20 protein-coding genes are annotated in these 19,705 nt (G+C 54.4%); 12 read left to right on the forward strand and 8 right to left on the reverse strand.

Going from position 1 to position 19,705, the window contains the following annotated elements:
• From ACUY4S_RS12900 to osmV, 6 genes are all read left to right on the forward strand, one after another.
• Window positions 1-858, forward strand: a complete 858-nt coding sequence (locus tag ACUY4S_RS12900; protein WP_458022388.1) for a dimethyl sulfoxide reductase anchor subunit family protein — start codon at window positions 1-3, stop codon at window positions 856-858.
• Between the two features lie 62 nt (window positions 859-920).
• Window positions 921-1,532, forward strand: a complete 612-nt coding sequence (dmsD, locus tag ACUY4S_RS12905; RefSeq protein WP_458022389.1) for a Tat proofreading chaperone DmsD — start codon at window positions 921-923, stop codon at window positions 1,530-1,532.
• 287 nt (window positions 1,533-1,819) lie between these two features.
• Window positions 1,820-2,530 carry an osmoprotectant ABC transporter permease OsmY gene (osmY, locus tag ACUY4S_RS12910; protein ID WP_312686178.1) on the forward strand — a complete coding sequence of 237 codons (711 nt, stop codon included), beginning with the start codon at window positions 1,820-1,822 and terminating at the stop codon, window positions 2,528-2,530.
• Between the two features lie 21 nt (window positions 2,531-2,551).
• Window positions 2,552-3,454, forward strand: coding sequence for an osmoprotectant ABC transporter substrate-binding protein OsmX (osmX, locus tag ACUY4S_RS12915; RefSeq protein ID WP_458022390.1), 903 nt, complete (start codon window positions 2,552-2,554; stop codon window positions 3,452-3,454).
• 9 nt (window positions 3,455-3,463) lie between these two features.
• Window positions 3,464-4,111, forward strand: a complete 648-nt coding sequence (gene osmW / locus ACUY4S_RS12920) for an osmoprotectant ABC transporter permease OsmW (RefSeq protein ID WP_312686174.1) — start codon at window positions 3,464-3,466, stop codon at window positions 4,109-4,111.
• Complete coding sequence (osmV, locus tag ACUY4S_RS12925) at window positions 4,111-5,259, forward strand: osmoprotectant ABC transporter ATP-binding protein OsmV (protein WP_312686172.1); 1,149 nt, start codon at window positions 4,111-4,113, stop codon at window positions 5,257-5,259. The genes osmW and osmV overlap by 1 nt, the downstream gene beginning before the upstream one ends.
• A 29-nt stretch (window positions 5,260-5,288) precedes the next feature.
• Here osmV and bioD read toward each other — a convergent pair whose 3' ends face one another.
• The 3 genes from bioD to ynfL all read right to left on the reverse strand — a co-directional run bounded on the left by bioD (window position 5,289) and on the right by ynfL (window position 8,355).
• The gene (gene bioD / locus ACUY4S_RS12930) at window positions 5,289-5,984 is read right to left on the reverse strand and encodes a dethiobiotin synthase (protein ID WP_312686170.1); all 696 of its coding nucleotides are present in this window, start codon (window positions 5,982-5,984) and stop codon (window positions 5,289-5,291) included.
• Between the two features lie 125 nt (window positions 5,985-6,109).
• Entirely contained in the window at window positions 6,110-7,330 is a 1,221-nt protein-coding gene (gene mlc, locus ACUY4S_RS12935; RefSeq protein ID WP_312686168.1) for a sugar metabolism global transcriptional regulator Mlc, read from the reverse strand.
• A gap of 128 nt (window positions 7,331-7,458) precedes the next feature.
• Entirely contained in the window at window positions 7,459-8,355 is an 897-nt protein-coding gene (gene ynfL / locus ACUY4S_RS12940; RefSeq protein ID WP_458022391.1) for a multidrug efflux transcriptional activator YnfL/SxtR(Kp), read from the reverse strand.
• Between the two features lie 117 nt (window positions 8,356-8,472).
• Between ynfL and ynfM the strand changes: the two genes are divergently transcribed.
• Window positions 8,473-9,723, forward strand: coding sequence for a multidrug efflux MFS transporter YnfM/SxtP(Kp) (gene ynfM, locus ACUY4S_RS12945; protein WP_312686165.1), 1,251 nt, complete (start codon window positions 8,473-8,475; stop codon window positions 9,721-9,723).
• A gap of 63 nt (window positions 9,724-9,786) precedes the next feature.
• Here the strand turns inward: ynfM and ACUY4S_RS12950 are convergent, their stop codons facing one another.
• Entirely contained in the window at window positions 9,787-9,879 is a 93-nt protein-coding gene (locus ACUY4S_RS12950) for a KPN_01571 family protein (RefSeq protein WP_312686162.1), read from the reverse strand.
• A gap of 124 nt (window positions 9,880-10,003) precedes the next feature.
• Here ACUY4S_RS12950 and ACUY4S_RS12955 point away from each other — a divergent pair, with 124 nt between their 5' ends.
• The 4 genes from ACUY4S_RS12955 (at window position 10,004) to ACUY4S_RS12970 (ending at window position 13,162) form a co-directional block, all read left to right on the forward strand.
• Entirely contained in the window at window positions 10,004-11,488 is a 1,485-nt protein-coding gene (locus tag ACUY4S_RS12955) for a carboxypeptidase M32 (RefSeq protein ID WP_458022392.1), read from the forward strand.
• 163 nt (window positions 11,489-11,651) lie between these two features.
• Entirely contained in the window at window positions 11,652-12,053 is a 402-nt protein-coding gene (gene asr / locus ACUY4S_RS12960) for an acid resistance repetitive basic protein Asr (protein ID WP_312686158.1), read from the forward strand.
• Between the two features lie 133 nt (window positions 12,054-12,186).
• On the forward strand, window positions 12,187-12,234 hold the full coding sequence (ydgU, locus tag ACUY4S_RS12965; RefSeq protein WP_456073067.1) for a small membrane protein YdgU: 48 nt from the start codon (window positions 12,187-12,189) through the stop codon (window positions 12,232-12,234).
• Between the two features lie 100 nt (window positions 12,235-12,334).
• Entirely contained in the window at window positions 12,335-13,162 is an 828-nt protein-coding gene (locus ACUY4S_RS12970) for a trypsin-like serine peptidase (RefSeq protein WP_312686156.1), read from the forward strand.
• A 1-nt stretch (window position 13,163) separates the two neighbouring features.
• On the opposite strand, the gene ACUY4S_RS12975 is transcribed toward ACUY4S_RS12970, so the two are convergent.
• From ACUY4S_RS12975 to ACUY4S_RS12990, 4 genes are all read right to left on the reverse strand, one after another.
• Window positions 13,164-15,326 carry a putative bifunctional diguanylate cyclase/phosphodiesterase gene (locus tag ACUY4S_RS12975; protein WP_458022393.1) on the reverse strand — a complete coding sequence of 721 codons (2,163 nt, stop codon included), beginning with the start codon at window positions 15,324-15,326 and terminating at the stop codon, window positions 13,164-13,166.
• A 109-nt stretch (window positions 15,327-15,435) separates the two neighbouring features.
• On the reverse strand, window positions 15,436-15,765 hold the full coding sequence (gene mdtI, locus ACUY4S_RS12980; protein WP_312686154.1) for a multidrug/spermidine efflux SMR transporter subunit MdtI: 330 nt from the start codon (window positions 15,763-15,765) through the stop codon (window positions 15,436-15,438).
• Window positions 15,752-16,111 carry a multidrug/spermidine efflux SMR transporter subunit MdtJ gene (gene mdtJ / locus ACUY4S_RS12985; protein ID WP_312686804.1) on the reverse strand — a complete coding sequence of 120 codons (360 nt, stop codon included), beginning with the start codon at window positions 16,109-16,111 and terminating at the stop codon, window positions 15,752-15,754. The genes mdtI and mdtJ overlap by 14 nt, the downstream gene beginning before the upstream one ends.
• A 376-nt stretch (window positions 16,112-16,487) precedes the next feature.
• A complete protein-coding gene (locus tag ACUY4S_RS12990; RefSeq protein WP_312686153.1) occupies window positions 16,488-17,555 on the reverse strand; it encodes an AI-2E family transporter in 1,068 nt (355 codons plus the stop codon).
• A gap of 575 nt (window positions 17,556-18,130) precedes the next feature.
• On the opposite strand from ACUY4S_RS12990, the gene ACUY4S_RS12995 reads away from it, so the two are divergent.
• The gene (locus tag ACUY4S_RS12995) at window positions 18,131-19,684 is read left to right on the forward strand and encodes an L-lactate permease (RefSeq protein ID WP_458022394.1); all 1,554 of its coding nucleotides are present in this window, start codon (window positions 18,131-18,133) and stop codon (window positions 19,682-19,684) included.
• The last annotated feature ends 21 nt before the right edge of the window (window positions 19,685-19,705 follow it).

Here is a 19,705-nt window from a genome sequence, read left to right on the forward strand (position 1 = left end):
ATGGGAAACGGATGGCATGAATGGCCTCTGGTACTGTTTACCGTACTCGGTCAGTGCGTGGCAGGTGGGCTTATTGTAACCGGTCTTGGCTGGATGGCGGCAAAAGCGGATAACGTTGGGCAGATACGCATTGTCCGCAGCATGTTTTTGCTCTGGTTGTTGATGGGGATCGGTTTTCTTGCCTCAATGATGCACCTTGGCTCGCCGCTGCGGGCCTTTAACTCCCTGAACCGCATTGGCGCATCGGCGCTCAGTAATGAGATTGCCTCCGGATCGTTGTTTTTTGCCGTGGGCGGCATCTGGTGGTTATTGAGCTGGCTGGGAAAAATGCCTGCGCAATTAGGGCGCAGCTGGCTGATTATCAGCATGTTGCTGGGTGTGCTGTTTGTCTGGGCGATGACCCGGGTTTACCAGATTGACACGGTACCGACCTGGCACAACGGCTATACCACCGCCGGGTTCTTTCTGACGATGCTGGTGGGCGGGCCACTCCTGGCCGCGCTGCTGCTGCGCCTGTCGGGGGTGCGTTTTCCTGCCGCACAGTTTGCTGCTGTCAGCGTTGCCGCCCTTGTTGCCAGTTGTGTGCTGGTCATGCTGCAAAGCGGTCAACTCGGCACGATCCACAGTTCGGTGCAGCCGGCCGTTACGCTGGTTCCGGATTACAGCATGTTACAGGTATGGCGTTTTATCCTGCTGACGCTGGGCCTGGGCTGTTGGATCTGCCCGCTGACGCGGCGTAAACAACCGCGTGTACTCAGTCTGCTGGCTGGCATCATGCTGGTGGTTGCAGGAGAAGTTCTCGGCCGCGGCCTTTTTTACGGGCTGCACATGACCGTCGGCGTTGCCGTCGCGGGTTAAACGCAGGAGCCGGAGAAGGGCTTACGCCTTTTCCGGCCTGCAACAACATCAATGGGGATACCATGACAGAGACCTCCCGCGAATCGTTTATTTTCACCGCCCGGGTGCTCGGGGCGCTGTTTTACTATCCGCCGGATAGCGAACCGGCGACGCCGCTGATTGCGGTGTTTACCCAGGGGGCATGGGCGACGCAGTGGCCCCTGCCGTCACACGCACTTGCCCCGCTGATGGCGGGCTTTACCGCACACTTTGAAGAGCCGCTGGCCGCAAGCTGGCAGCGACTGCTGATTGGCCCGCTGGCGCTGCCCGCTCCGCCGTGGGGATCGGTATGGCTGGACAAAGAGAGCGTGCTGTTTGGCGACTCCACACTGGCGTTACGCCAGTGGATGCGGGACAACGATATTGCTTTTCAGCGTCAGCAGGACGAACCGGAAGACCACTTCGGCGCATTGCTACTCATGGCGGCCTGGCTTGCCGAACAAGGCAACACCCCGGCCTGTGACCAGTTACTGGCCTGGCATTTACTCCCGTGGTCAGGCCGCTTTCTTCATGTGTTTAGCGAAGAAGCCCGGCACCCCTTCTGGCACGCGCTTGGCCAGCTTGCGCAGCTGACGTTAGTGGACTGGCAGTCCCGTTTACTGGTCCCGGTCGCGCAAAAACCCCTCTTTCGTTAACGGCAATCCCGGTCAACCTGACCGGAATTGCCCTGCTATGGCGATACATTTGTGACGGCGTCACTTTTAATCTTCTCTTTTAAGACAATTCTTTACTTTATGTATACAGCCTTGACGCCATAAGGGTTGGTTCAAATTCACCGCGCCGCTTCGCTTACCGAAAATCAAACTGTTAACTGGAATCCTTCCCAGGCGCTTGCTATAGCTCAATGCACCCTGCCGAACATGGCATAACAACACGCAACCGTCCGTTGCAATAACGCATGCAAACAGGGAGACACACTGCAATGCAAACGTCCATGCTTACACGCGCCCTGCTCTTTATTGTCGGTATTGCCGTTATCCTGGCGCTACTGACCTGGGGTATCGGTCTGGAAACCATCAAAGCCCGCCAGGTTGATTTGGTCTATCTCGGGCAACAACATTTGATTCTGGTGTTCAGCTCCATGTTTTTTGCTCTGCTGGTCGGTATTCCCAGCGGTATCGCACTCAGCCGCCCCGCCATGCGTGGTGTGGCGGAATATGTGATGCAAATCTTTAACGTCGGTAACACGTTGCCACCGCTAGCAGTCCTGGCGCTGGCGATGGTGGTCATTGGCATTGGCGATACGCCTGCAATTATCGCGCTGTTCCTGGCCTCTCTGCTGCCGATTGTGCGTAACACCTATGCCGGGCTCTGTTCGGTTCCCGCCTCGCTGCTGGAAGCGGCAAATGGCATCGGCATGACCAAATGGCAGCGCCTGCGCCAGGTCGAACTGCCCAATGCATTGCCGGTGATCCTCTCCGGCGTGCGAATCGCGACCGCCATTAATGTGGGTACTGCGCCGCTGGCGTTTCTGATTGGCGCCAGCAGCTATGGTGAACTTATCTTCCCCGGCATTTACCTGAATGATTTCCCGACGCTGATTTTAGGCGCTGCCGCTACGGCCTTGTTTGCGCTGATCCTCGACAGTTTGCTGGCGGCGCTGGGGCGCTTCCTTAGCCCGCACACCGCCTGAGAATAAGAAAAAGGAATCGCTATGAAACGATTAACCCACCTGCTGGGCGCGCTGGCAGCGATGCTGATGTTTAGTGCCAGCGCCTGTGCCGCGCCGCTGATCCTGGCCACCAAAAGTTTTACCGAGCAGCATATTTTGTCGGCACTGACCGTGCAGTACCTGCAGAAAAAAGGCTTTCAGGTTCAGCCACAAACCAATATCGCGACGGTGATTTCCCGTAACGCGATGATCAATAAGCAGGTCGATATGACATGGGAGTACACCGGTACATCGCTGATCATTTTCAACCACATTAACAAACGTATGACGCCGCAGGAGTCTTACGAGACGGTAAAACGCCTGGATGCCAAACACGGTCTGGTGTGGCTGAACCCGGCAGACATGAACAACACTTACGCCTTCGCGATGCAGCGTAAACGCGCCGAGGCAGAGCATATCAACACCATGTCCGAAATGGTGGCGAAGATTGAACAGATCCGCAAAACCGACCCGAAGCACAACTGGCTGCTTGGCCTTGATCTGGAATTTTCCGGTCGCAGCGATGGGATGAAACCACTGCAGCAGGCCTATGCCATGGCGCTGGACCGCCCGCAAATCCGCCAGATGGATCCAGGGCTGGTGTATAACGCTATCCGTGACAGCTTTGTTGACGCCGGGCTGGTTTACACCACCGACGGGCGGGTTAAAGGCTTTGACCTGAAAGTACTGGAAGATGACAAAGGCTTCTTCCCCAGCTATGCGGTGACGCCGGTGGTGCGCCAGGACACGCTGGCGGCACATCCGGGGCTGGCCGATGCGCTTAACACCCTTTCCGGGATGTTAAACAACGAGGTGATTATGACGCTGAACGCCAAAGTCGATATTGATCATCAAACGCCGCAGCAGGTCGCCAGCGACTTCCTGCGTGAAAAAGGGTTGTTGTAAGGAGCGCCTATGGACACGATTCATTACATGATGGACAACGCGGGTTTTCTGGCCACGCTCACCTTTCAGCATCTTTGGCTGGTGTTGCTGGCGGTAGGAATGGCGATTGTTATCGGTGTACCGCTGGGCATTTTAATTGTGCGCCATAAGTGGCTCTCTGCCCCGGTACTGGGTCTGGCGACGCTGGTTTTAACCATTCCGTCGATTGCCCTGTTTGGCCTGATGATCCCTGTCTTTTCACTGATTGGTCAGGGCATTGGTGCCGTACCGGCGATAACTGCAGTATTCCTCTATTCGCTGCTGCCAATTGTGCGCAATACCCACACTGCGCTCACCAGTCTGCCGCCGGGCCTACAGGAAGCCGGTCGCGGTATTGGCATGACATTCTGGCAGCGTTTGCGTTGGGTCGAAATTCCCATGGCGCTGCCCGTGATTTTCGGCGGTATTCGTACCGCTGTGGTGATGAACATTGGAGTGATGGCGATCGCCGCCGTAATTGGCGCCGGTGGTCTTGGCCTGTTGTTACTAAATGGTATTGGCGGCAGTGACATTCGTATGTTGATTGCCGGGGCACTGATGATTTGTATTCTCGCCATTGTGCTCGACTGGTTATTGCACCGCTTACAAATTGTGCTGACGCCGAAGGGGATCCGCTAATGATTAAACTCGAAAATCTGACCAAACAATTTACCCAGAAAAACGGCCAGACGGTGAAGGCTGTTGACAACGTCAACCTGAATGTACCCGAAGGCGAAATGTGTGTTCTGCTGGGCCCTTCCGGCTGCGGTAAGACCACCACGCTTAAAATGATCAACCGCCTGATCGCGCCGAGCAGCGGCACTATTTTAATAAACGGTGAAGACACCAGTGCAATGGACACCGTCACCCTGCGTCGCAACATTGGTTACGTTATTCAGCAAATCGGCCTGTTCCCGAACATGACCATTGAAGAAAATATCACCGTGGTGCCGCGTATGCTGGGTTGGGATAAAGCCCGCTGCAAAAGCCGTGCGGAAGAGTTGATGGAGATGGTGGCGCTGGACGCTAAAAAATTCCTGCATCGCTATCCGCGGGAGATGTCTGGCGGCCAGCAACAGCGTATCGGCGTGATCCGTGCGCTGGCTGCGGATCCGCCGGTACTGCTGATGGATGAGCCCTTCGGCGCTGTCGACCCGATCAACCGCGAGGTGATCCAGAACCAGTTCCTCGATATGCAACGCAAGCTGAAAAAGACCGTTATGCTGGTCAGCCACGACATTGATGAAGCGCTAAAACTGGGCGACAGGATCGCCGTGTTCCGCCAGGGACGCATTATTCAGTGCGCCAGCCCGGACGAGCTGCTGGCAAAACCGGCCAATGAGTTTGTCGGCTCTTTTGTCGGCCAGGATCGTACCCTCAAACGCCTGTTGTTAGTGTCTGCAGGGGACGTTACCGATCAGCAACCGACTATCACGGTGCGTGAATCCACCTCCGCTGCTGAAGCGTTCGCCACCATGGATGATAATGACATTCGCGCTATCACCGTTGTGGATAATGCGGGTAAACCGCTGGGCTTTGTTAAGCGCCGTGAGGCACGTAATGCGGCCGGCCATTGTGCGGATCTGCTGCATCCGTTCCGCATTACCGGTAAGGCGGAAGATAACCTGCGTGTGGTGTTGTCCAAATTGTATGAAAGCAACACCAGCTGGATGCCCATCGTCGATGAAGAAGGCCGCTATAACGGGGAGATTTCGCAGGATTATATTGCGGATTACTTAAGCTCCGGGAAAACGCGCCGGGCGCTTAATATTCACAGCGATGCCTGATAAAAAAACCTCCGCAAGGAGGTTTTTTTTCATGCCAGCACGCGGTCAGCGACCAGCATTCCGGTCGCCATCTGCAGATTGATGTATTGCGCTAAATCACGCTGTTCCGGGCGCGGCAGGTACGGCAGTTCCCCCACCAGCGGCGCGGGCAGCTTTTTGCTCAGTACGCTGATAATTTCTGCATAGTGGGCCAGCCCAGGATTGATTCGGTTTGCAACCCAGCCAATCAGCGGCAACCCGTCGCTGGCTATCGCCTGCGCCGTCAGTAACGCGTGATTAAGACAGCCTTCCTGGATGCCCACTACCATCACCACCGCCATTTGTTCCTGTACCACCCACTCGGAAAGCGGACGCAGATCGTTCATCAGGCTACGCCAGCCGCCCGTCCCTTCCACGACAACATGGTCGACACGGTCGCATAAACTGGCCAGACCGTCAGATAACAAGGTGTAGTTAATGGGGCAACTGTGCGCGACGCTGCTCTCTTCTTCGCTTAAGGCTATCGGGTTCACCGCCTGATACGGTAATTCCAGCGAAGAGACACTTTGCAGCACCAGCGCGTCTTTGTTACGCAGCCCTTCCGGCGTCGCTTTGCTCCCTTTTGCCACGGGTTTATAACCCGCCACTGTTTTACCGCTGGCAGCCAGCGCCTGTAGTAGCGCGCGGGACGCCACTGTCTTGCCGACAGAAGTGTCTGTACCCGTTACAAAGAAACGCTTAAGCATGACGAACCCCACCGTTGTTCAACGAAAATATAAACCAGGAAAATAATTCAGGAGGGAAAGTCTAAGTTAACTGCATCTGGCCCGGCTTGAGATAGCGCAATTTTTACGACGACAGTGTAAAAATGTTACCCCTGCAACAAACGAATCAGCAAAGATCCGTTATACATCGCGTCTTTTACCAGCGCCGCACCGGCCATGGTGCCCTGATTGGTAAACTGGGTACTTTCGACACTGATGTGTTTGCTGTAGGCGGGCAGCGCCTGCTGGCGAATACAATCGGCAATGGCCGGGAAAAGGATCTCTGCCGCACTGCTAAGCGGTGAGCCAATCAATATTTTTTGCGGATTGAACAAATTGACCATGATGGCGAGAATACGACCAATGTTCGCGCCGACCCCGCTAATAATGTCTTTCGCCAGCAGATCCCCCTGCTGCGCCGCCTGGCATAACCATTCAACAGAGAGCGGTTTCTGATGCAGCATCGAACTCATCGACTGGCTCATCCGCCGTTGCGCCATTTCCAGCACGCTTTCTACGCTGGCGATGGTTTCCAGGCAACCGTGGTTGCCGCAGTAGCAACGCTTACCGTAAGGATCGACCTGCGTGTGTCCAATCTCCACCAGGCTGCTGCTCCCCGCATGCAGTAAGCGCCCGTCGGTAATCACCCCGGCGCCAACGTTATGGTCAATCACCACCTGGATAACATCCCGCGCACCGCGAGAAGCGCCAAACAGCGCTTCAGCCATGGTCCATGCGCTTATATCATGCTGAACATATACCGGCACGCCGGTGTGCTTCTCCAGCGCCTCGCCTAGCGGCATATCTTTTACGTCGTCATAAAACGGCATGCGATGAACAATGCCATTTTCAGTATCAATGATACCAGGCAGCGTAATAGCAATCGCTGTCAGCCTCTCCAGCTGGTTCTGATGACGGGTAAAAAAACGGTCGATATGGTCGATAATCCGCTCCAGCAACGGCAGTTCGGCGGCAAGCGGTAATTCCAGACGGTCTTCCACCACCAGTTTGCTGCTGAGATCGCGCAGGGAAAGGAAAATTTCGCCGCGACTGATGCGCAGCGAAAGATAGTGCCAGGCCTCGGTTTCCACCACCAGCCCAACCGCCGGACGCCCGCGGCTGCCTGGCTCCTGAATTTCCGTCTCCTGCACCAGGTGCGCTTCAAGCATTTCGCGAACGATTTTGGTAATACTGGCCGGCGCAAGCTGCGCGAGGCGTGACAGGTCGATGCGCGATACCGGGCCAAGCTGATCAATCAGGCGATATACCGCCCCTGCGTTGGTCTGCTTAATTTGATCAATATGCCCAGGCTGACTATCAGCAACCACCTCTGACTCCCTTATTTTCGCGCTTCGAAATAAACTGTTGGCTATGGTGAAGGAGTTACTGGTTGTCGTCAAATATTTACCCCGGCTTGTGATTTACAGCACATTTTGCAACGACTTATGCGCAAAATTCACTCGCCTGCTGCTGCCAGGAGCTGCGTCCTGAAACGCGCCGCCGCTGTTCCCTGCTCCCGATGTTTTGACCACACCAGCCACATTTCCGATACCGCATCCGGCTCTATGATCGGTACCCAGCGCATTTCGCTAAGCTGCACACGCCGGAAAGAGGCTGGCAAAATCGACACCCCCATGCCCGCAGCCACCAGCCCTATGATGGTCATTGCTTCCCCCACTTCCTGAGCAATGCGCGGCGACAACTGGTAACGCCGCATCAGACCAATAATATCGTCATACAGGCCGGTACCGACGTGTGGATCGAAAAAGACAAATGGCTCCCGCGCCAGTTCCACCAGCGATACCGCAGCCCTGGTGGCCAAAAGGTGATCGCGGGGGATCATCGCCAGCAACGGCTCGCGCAATATTACCTGCCAGGCCAGCGTCTCCGGCAAAGGTGTATTGCGCATTAGACCGAGATCCAGCGTGCCTTCGTTCAGCGGCGCAATCTGGGCGCGGGTATTGATTTCCCGTGTCTGTAAGTGCACATCAGGGTAGCGCTGGCGAAACGACGACAGCGTATCGGAAACGGCTTTGATAAACGGAGCCGAAGAGGTAAAGCCAATGCGCAGCTCGCCGGTTTCCCCCTGATGCAGGCGCGCCGCACGGGCTACGGCGTCATCCACCTGGCTTAATATTTGCCGACTGTCCGCCAGGAACTGGCTGCCCGCAGGGGTGAGCGAGACGCTGCGATTGGTTCGCGCCAGCAGACGCGCGCCCACCTGCTGTTCGAGGATCTGGATCTGCTGGCTCAGCGGCGGCTGCGAAATGTTCAGTCGTGCTGCCGCATGGCCGAAATGCAGCTCTTCAGCCACGGCAATAAAATAGCGCAGATGACGCAGTTCGATATTCATATGTATAAGGTCTTATTTGAGATTATTAATATATTAGACAGAATATTCCTCGTTTCATACCCTTAGCGTGTGGTAAGCCCGTCACCCAAATCACGGGAACAAACGTAAGGATCTCAAGTGAGTCGTACAACAACCGTTGACACCAGCCCGGCAAGTGGCGTCAATGAACCGTCCGTCGCTGCGCCGGGGCAATTTATTAAACGTGGTACTCCCCAATTTATGCGCGTTACGCTGGCCTTGTTCTCTGCCGGGCTGGCGACCTTCGCCCTGCTTTACTGCGTACAACCGATCCTGCCGGTGCTGTCTCAGGAATTCGGCATTTCTCCGGCCAGTAGCAGTATTTCCCTTTCCGTCTCTACTGCCATGCTGGCGGTTGGCCTGCTGTTTACTGGCCCACTGTCAGATGCCATTGGGCGCAAAAAAGTGATGGTGGCCGCCCTTCTGCTGGCGTCCTGCTGCACGTTATTGTCCACGATGATGACCAGTTGGCACGGCATCCTGGTGATGCGCGCGCTGCTGGGGTTGTCGTTGAGCGGCGTGGCGGCGGTCGGCATGACCTATTTAAGCGAAGAGATCCACCCCAGCTTTGTGGCCTTCTCGATGGGGTTGTACATCAGCGGAAACTCGATCGGCGGAATGAGTGGGCGTTTGATCAGCGGTGTTTTTACCGACTTTTTTAACTGGCGGATCGCGCTGGCAGCCATCGGGTGCTTCGCGCTGGCGTCTGCGCTGATGTTCTGGAAAATTTTACCGGAATCACGCCATTTCCGTCCTTCATCGCTGCGCCCCAAAACCTTGTTCATTAACTTCCGGCTACACTGGCGTGACAAAGGCCTGCCGCTGCTGTTTCTTGAAGGTTTTCTGTTGATGGGCTCGTTCGTCACCCTGTTTAACTACATTGGTTACCGGTTGATGCAGTCACCGTGGATGCTGAGCCAGGCGGTAGTCGGTTTGTTATCGATTGCCTACCTGACCGGGACCTGGAGTTCACCTAAAGCGGGCGCGCTGACCAGCCAGTATGGTCGTGGCCCGGTGATGATGGGTGCCAGCAGCGTTATGTTGCTGGGCCTGTTACTGACCCTGTTTGCCTCCTTGTGGTTAATTTTTGCCGGTATGTTGCTTTTTACCGCCGGGTTCTTTGCCGCGCACTCGGTCGCCAGCAGTTGGATTGGCCCGCGCGCACGTCGTGCCAAAGGTCAGGCATCGTCGTTGTATCTGTTCAGCTACTATCTGGGGTCCAGCGTGGCGGGGACGTTAGGCGGTGTGTTCTGGCACAACTATGGCTGGAATGGCGTCGGCGGATTTATTGCCGCCATGCTGGTGCTCGCCGTGTTCGTCGGCAGCCAGCTTCATGCGCGGCTGCGTTAAGGCAATAACCGTTTTACAACCCCGCTCTGGCGGGGTTTTTTATGTGCGCTGTGTCCGCCTGTATTAAAACAGGCTCAGGATCGATGCCGCACCCTGCAATTCCCGCACGGCATCAAGCGCCATCAGAGCAATCATTACCCATACAAACGGATTCATAATCGTGCTGTATATTGGTTATGTCGTTGAGATGTATCTATTATGGTACAAATTCCATGCTTTACGGATTAACTACCACTTTTAGGTGGTTATTCGTCGCAAAACAGAAAAATATGAGGCATAGATGGACAAGCAAAACTACCAGCAACTCACCCGCACCTTCCTGCGCCTGTCGCGCTTTTCGCATCTTGCTGCCATCGCCGGTTGGGACATGTTTGCCATGATGCCACCGGGCGGTAGCGCGGCGCGGGGTGAAGCGCTGGCGGAGTTAAGTGTCCTGCGCCACCAGATCCTGACCGATAAGAACGTGGCACAGTGGCTGCAGGCAGCGCAGCAAGAAAATCTCAACGACATCGAACAAGCCAACCTTCGGGAAATGCATCGTCATTATCAGGAAGCCGCGCTGCTGCCAGAAGCCCTGGTAGAAGCGCAGTCACTGGCCGGTAGTAAGTGCGAACACGCCTGGCGTACGCAACGACCCAATAACGACTGGGTGGGCTTTTCCGCCAATCTAAAAGAGGTTGTCAAACTCAGCCGCGAAGAGGCCCGGTTACGCGCCGACGCTAAAGGCTGCTCACCGTATGATGCCCTGCTTGATAAATACGAACCGGATATGACCAGCGCCCGGCTTGATGAACTGTTTGGCGACGTGAAGTCCTGGCTTCCGGACTTGCTGAACCAGGCGGTGGCAAAGCAGGCGCAACAGGCTCTGATTGCCCCGCAAGGGCCGTTCCCCATCGCCGATCAGCGCGAACTGGGCCTGCAGGCAATGCAGGTACTGGGGTTTGACTTTAACGGCGGGCGTCTGGATGTCAGCGCACACCCTTTCTGCGGCGGCGTACCGGAAGATGTGCGCATTACCACTCGCTACGATGAAAACGAACTGCTCAGCGCCCTGTTTGGCGTGGTGCATGAAACCGGGCACGCACGCTATGAACAGAACCTGCCGCGTAGCTGGCCGGGGCAGCCAATTGCGCTGGCGCGCTCCACGGCGATCCACGAATCGCAAAGCCTGTTTTTCGAGATGCAGCTGGGCCGCAGCGATGCCTTCCTGCGTCGCCTGCAGCCCGCTATTGTCGCGCGTTTCGGTATGCAACCTGCATTCGAAGAAGAGAATTTTATTGCATGGAATCAACGGGTTAAACCCGGTTACATCCGTGTCGATGCGGATGAAGTCAGTTACCCGGCGCATGTGATCCTGCGTTATGAGATTGAACGCGCCCTGATGGATGGCGATATTGAGGTGGAGGATATTCCGGCGCTGTGGAATGAAAAAATGCAGGCATGGCTTGGGCTTTCCACGGAAGGCAACTACCGCAACGGCTGCATGCAGGACATTCACTGGACCGACGGCGGCTTCGGCTACTTCCCGTCCTATACGCTGGGCGCAATGTACGCCGCGCAGCTTTTCCACGCCGCGCGCACCGCGCTTCCGGGTCTTGACGGGGCGATTGCAGCCGGTGATTTCAGCGCCTTGTTCGACTGGTTGCGCCAGAATATCTGGCAACACGGCAGCCGCTTCAGTACCGAACAGCTCATTAAAAATGCCACAGGTGAAGCGCTGAATAGCCACTATTTCCGCCAGCATCTTACCCGCCGTTATCTTTGATAATCCCGCGCCGGGACAGCCTTCCCGGCGCCCTTTTCCTCGTTGTACATTACGTTACACGCCGATACTAATCACTCACGGAACGCCTGATTTTTTAGGGATATAGTTCTTTCAACGGCCCCGCAGTGGGGTTGAATGATGAAACTAATTCGAGGATATCGGAATGAAAAAAGTATTAGCTCTGGTTGTTGCCGCTGCTATGGGTCTGTCTTCCGTTGCGTTCGCCGCTGACACGGCAACCTCTACTCAGGCTCCGGCTGCTGCTCCGGCTGCAACTACCGCTGCACCAACCACCACCACCAAAGCCGCACCAGCGAAAAAAGTGCATAAAAAACACAAAAAAGCCGTAGAGCAGAAAGCACAAGCAGCAAAAGCCAAGAAACATCACAAAAAAGCCGCCAAACCGGCTGTAGAGCAAAAAGCGCAGGCTGCTAAAGCCAAAAAACATCACAAAAAAGCCGCTAAACCTGCTGTAGAACAGAAAGCGCAGGCTGCTAAAAAACATGTTAAACACACTAAACATGTAAAACATACCGCTAAACCAGCTGCTCAACCGGCTGCATAAGACACCGCGTGACTGAGTCCGGCATCCGCTTACAGGGTGCTGTGACAAACCGGCGCTGAACCTTTGGGGGAAGCGCCGCTTTTCTCTGGAGGGCAATATGCTGCGACGTTATCGTTTTGAAGTTATTCTGGCGATGTTGATTATTTGCGCGCTTATCGCCGTCCGCTTTTACCTTTACTGATGTAGTTAGCTGATTTTGCTCCCACTTTGCTTGTGTCCCGTCTATATTTATTAATCTGGGCTTAAAGTTAATAATCATAATTACCCCACCAGAGTGTGATATGCGAAAAACCGTTGTGCTGTTGTTGGGACCGCTGCTGTTGTTTTCCGCTGTTGGACACGCTGACGAAGGCGATGATGACGCCGTAAGCAGCCACGATGTGCAAACGCTTTTTTTTGGTCATGATGATCGTGTGCGTGTCGCCAACCCCACCAAAGCGCCGTGGGATGCCATTGGTCAACTGGAAACCGCCAGCGGCAATTTGTGCACTGCCACCCTTATCTCTCCGCACCTGGCCTTAACCGCCGGGCATTGCCTGTTAACACCGCCGCGCGGAAAAGTCGATAAAGCCATCGCCCTGCGGTTTGTGTCGCAAAAAGGTGTCTGGCGTTATGAAATTCATGATATCGAAGGACGAGTCGATCCCTCTCTCGGTCACCGCCTGAAAGCCGACGGCGACGGCTGGATCGTTCCCTCTTCTGCCGCCTCGTGGGATTTTGGCCTGGTGGTGTTGCGAAATCCCCCCTCCGGTATCACGCCGCTACCGCTCTTTGCGGGCGATAAAGATGCGCTTACGGCGGCGCTAAAAGCCACCGACCGGAAAGTGACCCAGTCGGGTTATCCCGAAGATCATCTCGATTTACTCTACAGTCATCAGGATTGTGTAGTGACCGGCTGGGCGCAAAACAGTGTACTTTCGCACCAGTGCGATACCTTGCCGGGTGACAGTGGTTCCCCGTTAATGCTCAAAACCGACGCAGGCTGGCAGTTGATTGCCGTACAAAGCTCCGCGCCGGCGGCGAAAGATCGCTGGCGCGCCGATAACCGCGCCATTTCAGTGACGGGTTTTCGCGACAAACTGGAAGCGCTGGCAAAAGATGAGGAATAACTCAGCGTTGCCGCAGTAAAGGCAGTTGCAAAATTTCCTGCAGCGGCTTTGGCGCACTGTAATAGTAGCCTTGTAGCTGGTCGCACCCGGCCAGCCGCAGCAACTTCATCTGTTTCTCATTTTCCACCCCTTCGGCCACGACCTGCATTCCCAGCGCACTGGCAATACGGACCGTCCCTCCGACCAGCGCCGAAGCCTGCTCATCCTCTTCTACCAGCCCGGCCAGTGATTTGTCGATTTTGATGGTGTCGAAATTAAAACGCCGCAAATAACCAATGCTCGAATAACCGGTACCAAAATCATCCAGCGCCACCGCCGTCCCTAGCGCTTTCAAATTGGCAATGGCAGAACGTGCGCGCTCCGGGTTTTCCAGTACGTACGTTTCCGTGACTTCCAGTTGCAGCCGCTTAGCCGGAAACCGCGTAGTTTCCAGCACGCTGGCCACTTTATTTTCAAATTCCGGATCGCGAAACTGCGCCGGGGAGATATTGACCGACAGTTTCAGCGTGCTCAGGGGTTCCAGATCCTGGCATGCACGACGCAGCACAAACTGGCCCAGCGCGTAAATAAGACCGCTGGTTTCCGCTACCGGAATAAATTCATCGGGCCGCAACTCACCACCGGGTCGGTGCGGCCAGCGGGCCAGCGCTTCGACACCGATCATCGTCTGGCTGCGAGCATCCACAATCGGCTGATACCAGACATCAAACTCATCGCGCTCCAGCCCCTCGCGGATATCATTTTCAATTAATAGCTGCCGTTCACGGGCGCTGTTCAGTTCCGCGTCGTAATGTGTCATCCGCGCTTTACCGCTACTTTTGGAGTGGTACATCGCAATATCGGCACGCCGGAACAGTTCGGTACTTGAGCACTCCACCAGCGTACCGCTGGCAATACCGATACTGGCACCGATATGGATCGTGCGGCGGCCAATGCGCACCGGCATTTCCAGATAGTGCAATACCGCCTGCGCAAACTCTGCCGCTTTCTCCACCGACCAGGGCCCGCTAATGGTCATGGCGAACTCGTCACCGCCCATCCGCGCCAGCATGCCATCAGTGGGCACTTTCTCCCGCAGCGTCTGGGCGATAGTCGCAATCAATCGATCGCCAACGTCATGGCCATAGATGTCATTAATATCTTTAAAACCATCAAGATCGATAAACACCACGCTGATCAGTTCGCGATCGCCCTGCGCACTCAACTGCTCCAGATGCTCAATCAGCGCACGCCGGTTAGGTAAGCGGCTTAACCAGTCCGTCAGGGCAATTTTGCGGGCGATTTTTTCCCCTTTCGCCAGTTTGTACAATCCGGCGCAGCTCAACACGCTGAACAGCAAAATTAACGCAGAGCTAAAAAGCGCAATCTGGCGGATTTGCCCAGCGGCTGCGCGGGCAGCCTGTGCGCCGGGCAGCGCAGGTGTCCAGCTCAGGTAGCCCAGCAATTCGCCGGCAGAACCACGTAGCGGGATGCTGGCATCCGTTGCCACACCGGGGGAATAACTCAGGTTTTCAATCTTAAAGGTGGCGCCAAGGTCATGCAGGATCGTTGCATTCAGATGGCGGGTGATCACCAGGTAACGGCGCGTGCCATCACTCACATCAAGACGACCGACCGTAGGACGAATAAGCCCGATGCTGATAAATGCCACCCCTTCGCGGGTGCGGGTGATCCCGGCATAAACCTCTTTTCCCGCCTGAAGCGAAAACGCATGATCGCGGATTAACGCCGCCATACCGTCGCCAAAAAAAGCGAGATTACTTTCCGTAAAAGGCGCGCCGAGAAAAGCTCCCCAAATCACGCGGAAATGTTCATCCAGCACAAACGTGCCGTCATAGAGATTATTGACTTTAAAACCTTCGCCCCAGGTCTTATAAAACCACTGACTGTCTGGCTGAGGATGATAGGCTTCGCGCACCGCTTCATCCCAGATAGCATTATCAATCACCAGCGAGCGTGTGCGGTTAACCGCCGTCTGAACGGCTCCCTGCACTGCCAGCGAAGTGCGATGCTTGTCGATTTCATTGGTTTGGGTGCTGATCAGGTGTAACGAAAGATAAAGCAGTGCGACTACAGAAATAATCAGGCCAATCCCTGCCATAAAAATCATGATAAACAGGGTTCGGGCGGTAGGGATATTGCGCCAGCTTAACGGATTAAACATTCGCCGCCTCTCAATGGTGGCCCGCAAAAGCAATTAATAGATGTGATAATTATTTAAGCGTAATACAGCCGGTGAATTTCGCTGCCCATGATAACGAGCAGCGACCCCATCAGGCGAGTTTAATCAGTGTCATACCGACGATTAACAATAGCAAGCCCAGCCAGCCTTTATAATTGAGACGTTGACCAAAAAGAATCCATCCTGCCGCCAGCGTAGCAACAATACCGAAACCGCCCCACAGGGCATACGCCACGGCAAGATCGATCCCTTTAACCGCCTGTGACAAGGCGCTAAATGCTGCCAGGACGGCCGCCAGTGACACGAAACCATACCGTTTGTGGCGGAAACCATCAGAGAATTTTAAGAAAATATTCGCGATAATTTCCAGCGCAATTGCACTGGCCAGCCACAGACCGTGAACCCACTCAAACTGTGACATGTTTTCGCTCCTGCGACCGTGGTGGTTTACGCGTACCTGACTTGATCAAAACAATGCCAAGCACCAGCGTCGTCAGGCCTGCCACTTTCAACGAAGACAAGGGCTCATCGAACAGAAAAACACTGAAAACCGTGATCAGCACTATCCCGATGCCTTCCCATAACGCATAGGCCACGCCAAGGGCGATTTTTTTAACGGCAAATGCCAGCAAAATATAGGACAACGCAATCATCACCAGCATTAAAATAAAGCCGCCGTGTGTATCGCTCATACTCGCCCATTTCATCGACAATGTGCCGGTTATTTCGGCAGCAACCGCCAACGCCAATAAAATCCAATAAAACATTTTCTTTCTCCCGCTGAGAATAGAGTTCCTTGCGGTTTACCTGAAATGGAAAACCGGAAAAAATAACAATATCAGCCGCGCCAGTGCGTCAGCTCAGGAAGAAAGAAAACTATAGCGCCGAGCGCCAGTATTGTTCACCGGCAAGCAGGTAGCCGCAATCAGCAGGAAGGGAAAAAACAGAAGGGAATTTACTGAACAGAATGTCCATATAATTACAATTATCCGCAAATTGCTTCTCATCGTAGCGGATTAAAATTGTCTCCGGTAGTTAAACACCGCTTATTTCTATCACAAGCTAAGGTTTTACTCAAAGCCTTTGCAATTCTTTACGCCTCGTTTAGCGCACCAGATAAAATATCAGCCGGTGCGCCACCGTTTATTTAACCTCTTTTGCAGTACCGCCCTGCGCTTCCGCCAGCAAATTCCATGAGCAAATAAACAGCGCGGCAATCAGCGGACCCAGGACAAAGCCATTGATACCGAAAAATTGCAGCCCGCCGAGCGTCGTCAGCAGGATCAGGTAGTCCGGCATACGGGTATCTTTGCCCACCAGCAATGGCCGCAGGATATTGTCCGCCAGCCCAACCACTATCACAAAGTAGAGGGTCAGCATCGTTGCCGTCACGAGTTCACCGGTGGCATAAAGGAAAATGACTGCCGGGATCCAGACAATCGCGGTTCCCACCGCCGGAATCAGTGACAGGAAGGCCATTAGCGCCGCCCAGAGCAGGCTGCCATGAAAACCGGCAAACCAGAAACCCATGCCGCCGAGCGCCCCCTGAACAATCGCCACCACCAGCGTGCCTTTCACTGTAGCGCGCGCCACACCGGCAAACTTCAGGAACAGGCGACGTTTTACTTTTGCCGATAATGGGGTCGCTTCATAAATTTTGCGCACCAATAGCGCGCCATCTTTCAGCAGGAAAAACAGCAAATAGACCATTAAGCAGAAACTGATGGTGATGCCCAGCGTGCCCTTGCCAATCAACACCGCGCTGCCTGCCAGGTAGCGCCCGACGCTTAACGCCGCGCCGGAGAGTTTTTCGCGAATAGTCACGACAGAATCAAAATCATTTTCCCGCAGATAATTTCTCGCCCACGATGGCAAATGCGCAATGCCATCGCTCAATAATTGCGGCAAATTCGTTGAGTTATTTTGCAGTCGCTGATACAGGCCATTCATTTCAACCGCCAGCGACGATAACACCATCATCATGGGAATAAACACAATTACGCAGATTAACAACACGGTAATCAGTGAGGCGATACCGTTTCGCCCGTTCAGCATTGTCGTTAAACGCGTCCGCAATGGGTAAAAAATCAGCGCCAGAATGACCGCCCAAATAATCGCGGAGTAGTACGGTTGGATCAGGCTGAAAAAGGCCAGGCTGACCAGTAATAACAAAATGATAAAGAAGAAATTATTAATTTTAAGCGTCGTCATTCAGGCCATCCACTGGTTACATTACGTCCCAGTGTAGTGATTTCGTCATGGATTGTAAAAACAATGGCGGCAGCTACCTATTAGACAGAGCTTATGCGGCAGAATAATTTCGTAGCGGCGTCAGCCCCACCGTGGATAAACTGCCGTGTCCATGAATGGCACAGCGCCACATGCACCCCCGCTTTTTTACGGTTCGGCAAAGCAGGCACATGCGAGTCAACTCAGCACCACATTTTGCGACAACACCGTTTCAGGTGCCCGGGCGACGGGTGGGCCAGCAAGCAACATAGGAAAGCACGATCAGCGCGGAACGGGTCGGCGCCACAGCGGTACTGCGTGCCCGATATCGCTCTTCCTGTTGCCTACCCCCATATTGTTATATTGGTTAATCGTGGTATGTAGATTTAAATAAAAATTAACAATATTTAAATAGTTGTGCATCTTTTGTTGATTTTTTTTAGTTTTATTTTTGCTGAAGCGATCCACTCGAACGATTTACCGCTGCGCAGTCGGTTATAACCTCGTCCTGTTATTTGTCATACAAAACCACCAAAGTTTAAACACAGGACTTTATAATGCCCGAATTCCTCCTTTTTGCGCTGGGCCTCCTTCCGCTCATGCTAATGGTCTTTTTAATACTGAAAGTGAAAACCCCTATTCATTACGCCGTGCTGATCACGCTCGCCTTGACGTGCGGCCTGGCGATGGTGTTCTGGCATATGCCAGAGGAAACACTGCGCCCCGCCCTGACGTACGGCGCCCTGAAGGGTTTGTGGCCAATTGTGATTGTAATTTTGGGGGCGATTTACAGTTACAACGTGATGCAGGCGACACGCGCACTCGCTATTTTGCGCGATGTGCTTATTGGCATCAGTGATGATAAGCGGATCCAGGTACTGCTTATTTCCTGGTGTTTCGGCGGTTTTCTGGAAGCGGCAGCCGGTTATGGTACGGCCGTCGCTATACCTATCGGTATTCTGATCACCCTGGGTTTTCCGCCCCTCAAAGCGGCTGTCGCCTCGCTGGTTGCTAACACGGTTCCCACGGCTTTTGGCGCAGTGGGTATTCCCGTCACCATTCTGGCTGAACAGGTGCATTTGTCGGTTAACACGCTTGGCGGCACCATTATCATGCAACTCGCCGTGTTCAACATCCTGCTGCCGTTTGTGATCGTTTGCATCATTGGCGGCGGCTTGCGGGCGATTCGCGGTGTGTTTGGCATTACGCTCCTATGCGGGGTGGCAACCCTTCTCCCCCAGTACCTCGTGGCAGTTCATCTCGGCGCCGAATTGCCTGCCTTTGCCGGTAGTCTGGTGAGCCTGGTCGTGGTGGCGCTGGCTGGCCGTGCGCGCAACGGCAAAACCGATACTGAGTGGCGAGTCGAGAATAAAAACAAAACCGACGCGGCGCCACGTTCTGCGTGCGTGCTCCTACGCACCTGTTCCATTTATATTTTGATGTTTGTATTCATTCTGCTCTGCTCACCGCTTTTCCCTGGCATCAAATCTGCGGTGTCGCAGATTGCCTCCGTGCTGCACTTCCCGCTGGCAAACGGAGACACATTAACGCTGAAGGTGGAATGGCTTGCCACGCCAGGCGTACTGATCATCCTTGCCACCCTGATTGGCGGCTTTATCCAGGGGGCATCACCGCATGGCATGTTGCAGGTGTTTGTCGCGACCGTATACCAGTTGAAAAATTCGATCATCGCGATTATGGCCATCGTCGCGCTGGCAACCGTGATGGACGTCAGCGGGCTGATTTCCACCCTGGCCCAGTCGATGGTGCAACTGACTGGCGGGGCGTTTGTCTTTATCTCGCCCGTCATTGGCGCACTTGGCACGTTTGTCACCGGCAGCGATACCAATTCCAACGTCCTGTTCGGCAAGCTTCAAACCATGGCGGCGGAAAAGCTGCACATCGATCCAAACTGGCTCGCGGCGGCCAATACCGCCGGCGCAACAGGCGGGAAAATGATCTCTCCGCAAAGTATTGCCATTGCCGTTTCTGCCACACGTATGGAGGGGCAAGGCGGCACGATCATGACAGGCACCATGAAGTACTGTGCCGCTTATATCTTCATTCTTGGGCTGAAGGTTGGCCTTTTTTATTACTGGTTTATGGCTTAACGGCACCGCATCGCGGAACCG

This window comes from Kosakonia beeri (genome assembly GCF_054165705.1).